Raw genomic sequence first — 9,538 nt, 5'->3', positions numbered from 1 at the left:
GCCGTACGCGCTCCCGTCTCCTGAGTCCGGAGCTCGCGTACTCCACACAAAGCCCTCGCAGGGCCACGACCTGGGCGGATGTAATTATCGGCAGGCGCAGTGTCACGTGAGTGATACCCCGCTCGGAACGCGAGCCTGAGGCGGTGACCGTATTTTGATCTGCGGGAGAGCGCTGAAACAAAACACGGCATCAATCAGTTCGCCGGCCGTTGATTCAGCTCGGCGGCCAGGTAAGCCGCGAACTGCCCGAAGGTCGGGTACCGGTAGAGCACTATCAGGTTAAGGCGGACCGAAAAATGAGCGTGGATCTGCTCCAGCAGCAACGCCCCTGCGAGGGAGTCCCCGCCACAGAGGAAGAAGTTGCTCTTCTCCACGACCGGCGAGCCCAGAAGGCGTTCCCATAGGGCACGCAGTGATTCCTCCTGCTCCGGGAACGCGTTCACGGCCGATGTCCGTGGCGCCAGCCGGGACCGTAGTCAGGGTCCCACCGGTCACCCATGATCTCTTCCACGGTGACAGCACGGCCCTCGGCGGCGGACAGGTATGCAGCCTCGATGACGGCCATGACGTAAAGGTTGTCGGCCACCGAGCACAGCGGGGCTGCTCCCGCCGCGAGCGCGTTCTGGAAGTGGAGCATGGCGAGGCCGAACCCGGCGGGAAACCAGCCGTCGTCCGGCGGTGGCGTCGTTTCGACGCGCTCGATATCGCGACTGAGGAAGGCGGTGCGTGCGGAGACGACCATGTCCCCGTCGAGGACCCAGTCGACAATGCCCTGTGATCCTTGCACCCACATGGACTCGCTCCCATGCGGAATGCATCGCGTGCCGTAATAGGCGCCGGTGGAGACGAGGATGGCCTGCATTCCCGTCCGGTAGGTCAGGGAAAGGTGGCCGTAACCGTCGCCGAGCACTCCCGGCTGGTTCGGATCGCGCCCGATGAGGGCGTAAACGCGTTCCGGCGGGCCGAAGAGGAGGTGCAGCATGCCGAGATGGTGAACGGTCAGGGCGACTGTCCACCATCGGGGGTCGCGGCCGTACCAGGCATGCCGGTCGGTGTCGAATTTGGACTGCGTGACAAGGTGACAGAACAGGGGGTCGCCGACGATCCGCTGGTCGATGAGGGCCGACCGCAACCGGAGGAAGGAGGGCGCGAAGCACATGCTCTGGTTCACCATCGCCGGCAGTCGTGCGCTCTTGACGATGTCGGCCATCCGGCGCGCCTCGTCATACGTCATTGACAGCGGCTTCTGAATGAGCACGGGCTTTCCCGCGCCAGCGAGGCGTTCGAGGATGGGGGCGCGAACCTCGAAGACATGGGGGACCGTCAGGTCGACCAGTTCCACCGATTCGTCGGCTAGGAAGTCGTCGAGGCTGTGGTGAGCAGTGGAGTCGGGGCACTCCTTGGTCAGCTGGTCGCGTGCGGCGTCGTCGGGGTCGTAACCGGCCACCACCGGCAGCCCGACCATCCGGTATCCCGCGCGATGCGTGGTGGAGATGCCTCCCAGGCCTAGCTGCCCGATCCGGAATGGCGTATGGGGCCGCGCACCACGTTCATACACAAGAGGCATTCCTTCCGGTGCCGTCGGCCAGTCAGCGGTCCAGCTGACGTTGGAGCTCTGAGCCGAGGTAATGGATGTGATCGAGGTCCAGGAAATCGGGTAACTGCAGGTAGGCCGCCTCGCAGCCCGCCTTCCTGTACGTGCCGAGGCGGTGGGCGACCTGGTCGGCGCTACCGGCAAGATGTTTGGTCTGAAAGCGTTCGAACGGGATGCCGGCGGGGGCCGCCCGCGCGATGACTTCGCTGTCGCGGGCGCCACAGGCGATCCCGAGGGCGACCGAGAAGCGGAGCTCGCCGGGGTCGCGGCCTATCGCGTGACAGGCGGCTCTGACGTTGTCGACATTCGCCTTGGTGTCAGCGGCGCTGGTGAAGGGCGAGTTGTACTCGGTCGCATATCTTGCGGCGAGGGCCGGCGTGCGCCTGCGTCCCACGCCTCCGACGATCACGGGCATTCGATGCTGTCGGGGTTTCGGCAGGCCGGGAGAGTCGATGATCTGATAGTGCCTTCCCTGCTTGGTGTACCTCTGGCCGAGAGGGAGGGCCCAGAGCCCCGTGATGATGTCGAGCTGCTCCTCCAGTCGGTCGAACCGCTCGCGGACGTCGGGAAAAGGCAGGCCTGTGGTCCTGTGCTCCTCCTCATACCAGGCTGCGCCCAAGCCGAACTCGATCCGGCCTTCTGACATGTCGTCCACCTGCGCCACCTGCAGCGCCAGCAGTCCGGGATGGCGGAAAGTTGCGGCGGAGACGAGCGTGCCCAGCCTGATACGCCTGGTCTCCCTGGCGAGGCCCGCCAGGGTGGTCCACACGTCCGTCGGCCCGGGAAAACCGGGTGCCCCAGCCATTGCTAGCAGGTGGTCCGAGGAGAAGAAGCCGTCGAAACCCAGCTCTTCCGCAGCGCGGGCCGCATTGAGGATGTCACTGTATCGGGCGCCCTGCTGCGGCTCCACGAAGATTCTCAGCCGCATGTCACCGGTCCTCCTCTCTCGTCAGCCCGACCTGGTCTTCTCTCGTCTGGCCGACCCGCACGCACCCGTACGTCCATCGCCCGCGCCCGCAACGCCCACCCGCCTTGCTCTGAGGCGGAGAAACCTTCGTCGAAGGCGGAAAAACAGAATTGGTGCAGTTCCCGCGGGACGGATACGGCCCATTCCCAGAACGGCCGGTCACCGGCGGCGAGCGCCGCCGACAGCTCGGCGTCGGGCCAGGGAGCGGGGTCGGTGCTCACCCCAGAGAGGAGCAGAACCTGTTTCGCGCACCTTGCGGCCTCCTTGAGGACGCGGGTCAGCGTGCGCTCGGGAAAGTGCCGCCAGTAATCCGTCACGATGGCCAGGTCGTGGCTCTGGCTTCGCAGCGGCAGCTTCACGCCGAGCAGGGCCAGCCGCCCGGCTTCGGCGGGATGACGTCCGGGATGGACAACGGTCGCCGGAGGGCTAAGGTCCGCGGGCCACCCCGAAGGGTCTCCCAGCAGCAAAACCGTCGGCCCGGACCTGAGTCGTTCGACGACTACGGGCAGGGACGGCAGGTGCGCGCAATCCATGGACCGCGACGGAATCCGGGCGGCGAACCTCAACAGCGCGGCGTACATGCGCTTGGCGTTCACGCTGTCGAAGGCGCAGATGGCTTCGGTGTCGAGGAAGGGGTGGAGGGAGAGCAGCGTCTCCTCGTTCCTGCGGTCCCGGCGAAGCTCTTTGAGACGGTCGCGTTCATGTGGCTGGTGAAGCGCCCGGGCGTCGGGGAGAAAGGTGATCGGAAGGCCGGCGTGAGCCAGCCGCCTGCCCAACTCCATATCCTCCACGCCTTTGACGTCGAACGCCTCGTGGAATCCGCCGACGGCGGTGAAGACGTCTCGGGGGACGCTGACGTTCGTGGTCCAGAAAAAGGCCCAATCCAGAGGGGAGGGGTCGGCCAGCAGATCTTCGAGCGGGTCGCGCAGCACCGCGTCGGCGGATGCCGCCGCGAGAGCAGCCGGCGCATCGTCCCAGGGCCACTCCTCGCCATAGTGGACCCTCCAGACATCGGGCACCCATTCGCGGCCGAAAGTGTTGCCGCAGGCGGCCATAGGGCGCCGCAACTGCGCTTCGTGGTGTGCCGTGAGCAGGTTTTCCCCAGCCATGCAGTCGACGTCGAGGAACAGGAGCACCTCCCCCGAGGCGACGCGGGCGCCAGCGTTGCGGGCGCCCGCGACCCCCATGTTGCGCTCGTTCTGAATGACGCGGAAGCCAGGCAGGCCGGAGCCAGTCCGTACGGCCTCCTCACCGAGGGTGGAGGCGTCGCCGTCGTTCACCACGATGACCTCGAAGCGCTCGGGCACCATGGACTGGCCGCGTAGGCTCCGCAGGGTTCTGCCGAGTTCGACGGGACGCTGGAAGACGGGGATGACGACGGAGATGTTCGGTCTCGACATGGGGGGCCTATCTCGGCATCCGCGTGTCCGCCTGTACCCGCCGGGCGCGGAAGAGCACGTTGTCCATTCCGGCGGGGAACCGGGCGTTCTGCTCGGCGACGACCTCGAAGCCGGACAGCTCCAGAAGCATGGCGATCTCGGATGCTCTACGGGGATGCAGCCGCAGCACGCGCATGCGGGTGGATTCGACGCATCCGGATGAGCCGAGCATCTCGTAAGTGAAATGCGCAATGAGAATGCCACTCTCGGGGTCGTACGTCGACTGTTCGCTCACCCTGATCCACTGCTCACCGTCATACCGATACAGGCCGTGGACGCGCTCCAGCTTCCCGCCTTCACCGGCGAGATAGCCGAGGTAGGAGACGTCGAAACGGGAGACGTCCAGCACGATGTCGCCGTCCGGCCGTAACCGCCTGCCGATCTCGATGAACAGGCGCCGGGCGTCATTCGCGGTCAGCATGTGGCTGACCAGGTCGTTCGGCATCAGCACCATGTCGAACTCGCCGCAGTCGGGGAGCGCGGGCAACTCGGCCTCGATGAGGCGCACACGTTCACGCGTCTCCACCGCCTCGGCCTCCACACGGTTGCGGAAGTGCGCAAGCATGGCGGCGGAGCGGTCCACTCCTGTCGTGCGGTAGCCCACATGGGCCAGCGGGAGAAGGACGTCCCCGATGCCGCAGCCCAGTTCCAGGACGTGTGATCCTGGCTCGAGCTCGCCGACCTCCTCCTGGTAGACCTTGTCGACCCTGGGGGCCAGACCGACGTTGCGTTCGTAGAGAGTCGGATCGTAGAAATCCATGATGTCGGTATTGCTGAACACGTCGTTCTCCTCATCAGTATGCCGCCGACGGTCGGTCATGGCATGACGCCGGCATTGCGGAGCTCCCGGTGCATGCGAGAGGTGTGCTTCTCGAGCCATGGGGCGTCGATATAGGGAAAGGTGTCCCGATCGTATTCATGGCCGTCAGAGAGAAAAGACATGATGTACCCGCGATTGCTTCTGGTCTTCTCCTCGACCTCGGATGCGGCCGCATAGGAAACGGTCCATTGATAGCGCCGGCGCCCGAGAACGCTGGCGTGCCAGAGATGCGGATCGAACAACAGTGCGTCTCCCGGCTCGGTCGCCAGGCAGATGGCCGGCCAATCACGCGCTTCCGCCGCCTCGTCCAACGGCAGCGCCGGGCCCCGCGTGCGTTGGCGCCAGGTGGTGAGCTCCGAGGAGAACGGCTCCATGTGCGATCCGGGGATGACACGCAGGGCGCCGTTCGTCTCGTTCAGCGGATCCAAATAGACGGCGACCTTGACGGCCGACAAGTGCCGGTCGAAGGTGTCGGCGTGCCAGCCAGAGGCGTCTTCATACAAGATGCCCTTGGCCGGTTTCAGCAGCGGGAACGCGCCGAGCAGCCGTTCGGCCACGTCGAGCAGCCCAGGGTCGACGCAAAGCTCGCGGCTGACAGGCGTCCGCTCTCCCATCATGGGCAGGTAGAACCCGGCCCTTCCCAGCGCTTCCTCATTGCTCTGGTCGAGGACGAATGCCTGCGCCAGCGTGGTCCTGATCTCCTTCGCCAGGGCCGTGAAGAAGTCGTCGGACAAGGCGTGGCGCACGTGTACGTATCCGAAGACGCGGAAGTGGTCGATGTCCGTAGCCGTTACTTCGTAGCGCCAGCCAGGCATGTCACCGCCCATCGGTCGCGGGTGAGCAATTGACCGCGTGGAGCAGATATGTGCCGTCGCTTTCGCTGCGGGTGCCGGGCTGCTCCTCGTAGCGGAAACCGGCTCGGTCGAGCAGTTCCTCCACCCGCTCGGCCTCCACGGGACCGGGATGGACTTCGAGCACGATCCGGTGTATCCGTCGAACGGTGCCGGTGACGATGAGATCGTGCAGGATCTCCGTCTCCGCGCCTTCCACGTCCATCTTCAGCAGATCGACGACCACGAATCCGGCCAGCAACTCCGACAGGCGCTGCGCGCGCACCTCGATGTGCTGGACCCGACCGGCTCCGGGGTTGATGCTCGCCGTCAGTTTGCCAGGCTTGTTCGGCTCGCGGTGCAGGTTGATCCGGCCGTTCTGCGACGCGGCCGCGCATTGCAGAACCGACAGCCGCTCGCGGAACTGGCCGGCCAGGGAGGTCAACAACGCGAACGCGTGGTCATCCGGTTCGACCGCCAGGACGGTGGAACCCAGATGGCGCCGCAGGAAGTAGAGGCTGGAAATCCCCATGTTGGCCCCCACGTCGACGATGCGCGCCCCCGCCGGCAAGTTGCCGACCTCGTAGCTCTGTTGCAGGAACACCTCCCGTAGCGACCAGGACAGGGTGTCCAGGTTCCAGGTACTGACCGTCGCCCCCGCGATGCGGATGCGATATGGCGAGGACGCGTACGCGGGCCCCCAACGGCACAGCCGCCGCAGCCCCACCGTGGCGAAGGCGACGCCACCGATCAGCCGCAGCGCCCTGGTCCCCAAACGATCCTTCACGTCTCTGCACTCCTTCGCCGTCGCGTGCTGCGCGGCTGTCACGGTTGCGGGAACGGGTCGCGGACGGCGGCAGCGCCGGTGGAAGCGGAGGACAGCCGCCTGGCCGCGTCGATGGTGCGCATCAGACCATCCCGCAAGGTGATGCGCGGCGCCCATTTCAGGTGCCCGTGGGCGCGGCTTATATCGGGGCGCCGTCGCCGCGGATCCTCATGCTTGGCGTCGACGTGCTGGATGGCGGACTTGCTGCCGATCAGCTTGATGACGATCTTGGCGAGGCCGAGGAGGGTGATCTCCTCGGTTCCGCCGATGTTCACCGGCCCGCTGAAAGAGCTCGCGGCCAGCGCCAGGAACCCGCGGACCGTGTCGTCCACATAGCAGAGGGAGCGGGTCTGGCCGCCGTCCCCGTGGACTCGCAGAGGCTGGTTGGTCAACGCCCGCTCAATGAACTCGGGGATGGCGCGTCCGTCGTCGGCGCGCATGCGCGGCCCGTAGGTGTTGAAGATGCGGGCGATGGCGACGTCTGTGTCGTATCTGGCGGCGAACGCGCTGGTCAACGCCTCAGCATATCTCTTGGCCTCGTCGTACATCGAGCGAGGACCCGTCGAGTTGACGTTCCCACGGTAGTCCTCCTTCTGCGGGTGCTCCAACGGGTCGCCGTACACCTCGGAGGTCGAGGCCAGCACGAACCGCGCCCGGAACCTGCGCGCGAGCGTCAAGGCGGCGAACGTCCCCTGGCTGCCGACCTGGAGGGTCTCCAAGGACAATCGCGTGTAATCCCGGGGCGAAGCCGGCGACGCCAGATGGAGGACGAGGTCGCAGGGGATATGGAGGGACCCCATCCCGCAGGCATCGGCTTTGATCAAGGTGAACCGGGGATGACCGACGAGCGCGGCAAGGTTCGCATATTGCCCGGTGCTGAAATCGTCCACGCAGACGACCTCGGCACCCGCCGTGACCAGTTCGAGGACGATGTGCGAGCCTAGAAACCCGGCCCCTCCGGTGATGAGCACTCGCTTGAACTTCTCGGCGCAACCGCGGCCTTCAATGCTGGGGGGCACCTCTGTCTCCATCTTCCTCGGTCCCGTTTCGGCAGCTAGTTGCCGACGAGAGCTTCGGCGTACTCCTCGTTCGACATGCCACCCAGGCGGTAGACCAGCGTCGCCTCCCGCGTGCAGCCCGTAGGAACGTCCAGGCGGTTGAGCTGTTCGAGCAGGATGTCGTCCTCGCCGACGCGGTCGCGCACTTCCGCGGCCGTGTGCGGGCGCTCGAATTTCAGGCTCCGCAGGAGCCGGGTGTCAAACAGCCAGGCTCCCATGTCCACCATTCCGCCGGTGGAACTATCTTTCACCACGTTGTCGTCCGGCGACATGATGCCGTCGGCCACCATGGATTTGAAGCGCTCATAGGAGTCGGGACCCGGTGGCAGCCACGGGAATCTGTCCACGGTGACCGGCGATCCCGACCGGTCGACGAGCACCCGCCACGAGTGCACGGCCGGGAACCCGGAGCGCGCGACCTTCAGAAGACTCGAAAGGTGGGTCGGCTCCCAGCGGTTGTCGTCGTCGAGGAAGGCGGTGTAGTCGCCGTGGCAGGCCCCCAACGCGTTCTGCCGCAGGCGGGCGATCCGTTCGAACGGCGTGAGAGATGAAAGGGCCTGGTCGGTATCAACGACGACGCGGTAGTGCGGATATCTGCTTCGCAGACCGGCGGTCAGCTTGCCTACCCGTTCCTCCGGACTGTCGATCAACACGCTCACCCGGACACGCGCCCTGACGTCCTGCCGCTCAATACTGTCCAGCGCCTCCCACAGCGTGTCTCTCGTTCCCGTGGTGATGACGACGACGTCGATGGAACAGGGCTCCGCCTCAGGTCGCGTGGTGGTTCGCCGTTCTCCCAGCAACGTCCCCACCAGCAGGTCGAGCTGCCGCTCGCCGGCTAGGAAGGCGTGATGCGGCAACACGACACAGTCGTGATGCCATTTCCTGGACCACGGCAGGGCCGGGACGACGTGGCCGATGTGCGCGTACCTGGACACCGTTTCCGGGCGGTAGAGCGGGCCTTCCGGAATGGGGGGATAGACGGTGTCCAGCGCGAGCCCGCACCGGGCCCGCACCTCTTCGAGCACCGTGCCACGATCGCCGCGATGCGCGGGAATCTCCACCGCCACGCCGTAGAACCCACCCGAGCGCAGCGCGCCTTCGTCGGCGAAGACCCGCCAGCCCGCTTCCACGAGCCGCCCGATCACGAAAGATGCGCCAAGGGAACGCCGCAGCAACTGGTTGGGAAGCTTGCTCAACTGGTCCTGCAGCAGCGCGGCCGACAGCTCGGAAAGGGCGAAATTGGCTCCGTGTAGCAGCAGGGCCGGTTCGAGTTCGCAGGCCGCGTTCGACGCAGCGGCCGGGTTGCGGCGGCGTGAGTCGGTGACCAGGGATTCCACACGCGAGGCGATCTCCGGGTCATCCGTGCAGACCGCGCCCCCTTCGCCCGAGGTGAGCACCTTCGATGCCTGCAGGCTCATGATGCTGATGTCGCCCAGCGTCCCGACACGGCGTCCGTCATCCGTGACTGCCAGGTGGCTGTGAGAGGCGTCCTCGACGATCGGCGCTCCGGGAAATGTCGCCCGCAGCTCGTCGATGTTGGCATGCTCGGCGTAGAGATGCACGGCGAGAATCGCCCTGATCGGCACGTCGGGGTGATCGCCGAGGCGGCTGAGAGAATCGTGGCGGGCGTCGAAGAAGACCGGCCTGGCTCCTACCCGCATGATCGCCGTGGCGCAACTGACCCACGTGGTGGCCGGCACCAGCACGGCGTCACCGGGGCCCACGCCTAAGGCTTGGAGGGCCACGACGATGGCGCCGGAGCCGCTGGACGTCAGCACCGCGTGAGAGCGTCCGAGCGCCGCCGCCAGCGCCCGCGCCGCGATCTCGTTGCGCGATCTCCAGCGACTTGGCGTTCCGCTCACAGCCATCCTGCGGCTCAGGAGCGCCGCGTTCACCGCCTGGGCGGTGTCATCATCGGTCTGCGGCCAGACAGGCCATCCGTGCTCGTTCAATCGCATGGCCGTGCGCTTTTCCCTTCGTCCGATGGGGTAGGTAAGAGCA

The 9,538-nt window shown here is 66.2% G+C and carries 9 protein-coding genes; all 9 read right to left on the bottom strand.

Going from position 1 to position 9,538, the window contains the following annotated elements; genetic code table 11:
• Positions 1 to 194: 194 nt before the first annotated feature.
• Genes FAF44_RS34640 through FAF44_RS34600 form a run of 9 tightly spaced genes read right to left on the bottom strand, consistent with a single transcriptional unit; the run spans position 195 to position 9,495 of the window.
• A complete protein-coding gene (locus FAF44_RS34640) occupies positions 195 to 443 on the bottom strand; it encodes an acyl carrier protein (protein WP_237107559.1) in 249 nt (82 codons plus the stop codon).
• The gene (locus FAF44_RS34635; protein ID WP_272895418.1) at positions 440 to 1,567 is read right to left on the bottom strand and encodes a Gfo/Idh/MocA family protein; all 1,128 of its coding nucleotides are present in this window, start codon (positions 1,565 to 1,567) and stop codon (positions 440 to 442) included. The genes FAF44_RS34640 and FAF44_RS34635 overlap by 4 nt, the downstream gene beginning before the upstream one ends.
• Before the next feature lie 22 nt (positions 1,568 to 1,589).
• Positions 1,590 to 2,522, bottom strand: coding sequence for an LLM class F420-dependent oxidoreductase (locus tag FAF44_RS34630; RefSeq protein WP_237107557.1), 933 nt, complete (start codon positions 2,520 to 2,522; stop codon positions 1,590 to 1,592).
• Positions 2,513 to 3,961 carry a glycosyltransferase family 2 protein gene (locus FAF44_RS34625; RefSeq protein WP_237107556.1) on the bottom strand — a complete coding sequence of 483 codons (1,449 nt, stop codon included), beginning with the start codon at positions 3,959 to 3,961 and terminating at the stop codon, positions 2,513 to 2,515. The genes FAF44_RS34630 and FAF44_RS34625 overlap by 10 nt, the downstream gene beginning before the upstream one ends.
• Positions 3,962 to 3,968: 7 nt before the next feature.
• Positions 3,969 to 4,820 (bottom strand): class I SAM-dependent methyltransferase, encoded by an 852-nt coding sequence (locus tag FAF44_RS34620; RefSeq protein WP_237107555.1) that lies wholly within the window; start codon positions 4,818 to 4,820, stop codon positions 3,969 to 3,971.
• On the bottom strand, positions 4,817 to 5,647 hold the full coding sequence (locus FAF44_RS34615) for a phytanoyl-CoA dioxygenase family protein (RefSeq protein ID WP_237107554.1): 831 nt from the start codon (positions 5,645 to 5,647) through the stop codon (positions 4,817 to 4,819). The genes FAF44_RS34620 and FAF44_RS34615 overlap by 4 nt, the downstream gene beginning before the upstream one ends.
• Positions 5,637 to 6,437 carry an FkbM family methyltransferase gene (locus tag FAF44_RS34610; RefSeq protein ID WP_237107553.1) on the bottom strand — a complete coding sequence of 267 codons (801 nt, stop codon included), beginning with the start codon at positions 6,435 to 6,437 and terminating at the stop codon, positions 5,637 to 5,639. The genes FAF44_RS34615 and FAF44_RS34610 overlap by 11 nt, the downstream gene beginning before the upstream one ends.
• Before the next feature lie 38 nt (positions 6,438 to 6,475).
• Complete coding sequence (locus FAF44_RS34605) at positions 6,476 to 7,495, bottom strand: NAD-dependent epimerase/dehydratase family protein (protein ID WP_237107552.1); 1,020 nt, start codon at positions 7,493 to 7,495, stop codon at positions 6,476 to 6,478.
• Between the two features lie 35 nt (positions 7,496 to 7,530).
• Entirely contained in the window at positions 7,531 to 9,495 is a 1,965-nt protein-coding gene (locus tag FAF44_RS34600; RefSeq protein ID WP_237107551.1) for an aminotransferase class I/II-fold pyridoxal phosphate-dependent enzyme, read from the bottom strand.
• Positions 9,496 to 9,538: the final 43 nt, after the last annotated feature.

Source organism: Nonomuraea sp. MG754425, from assembly GCF_021699195.1.
GTDB lineage: Bacteria > Actinomycetota > Actinomycetes > Streptosporangiales > Streptosporangiaceae > Nonomuraea.
Note: the sequence above shows the minus strand (reverse complement) of the source record. Positions and strands in the feature narration are given on the sequence as shown.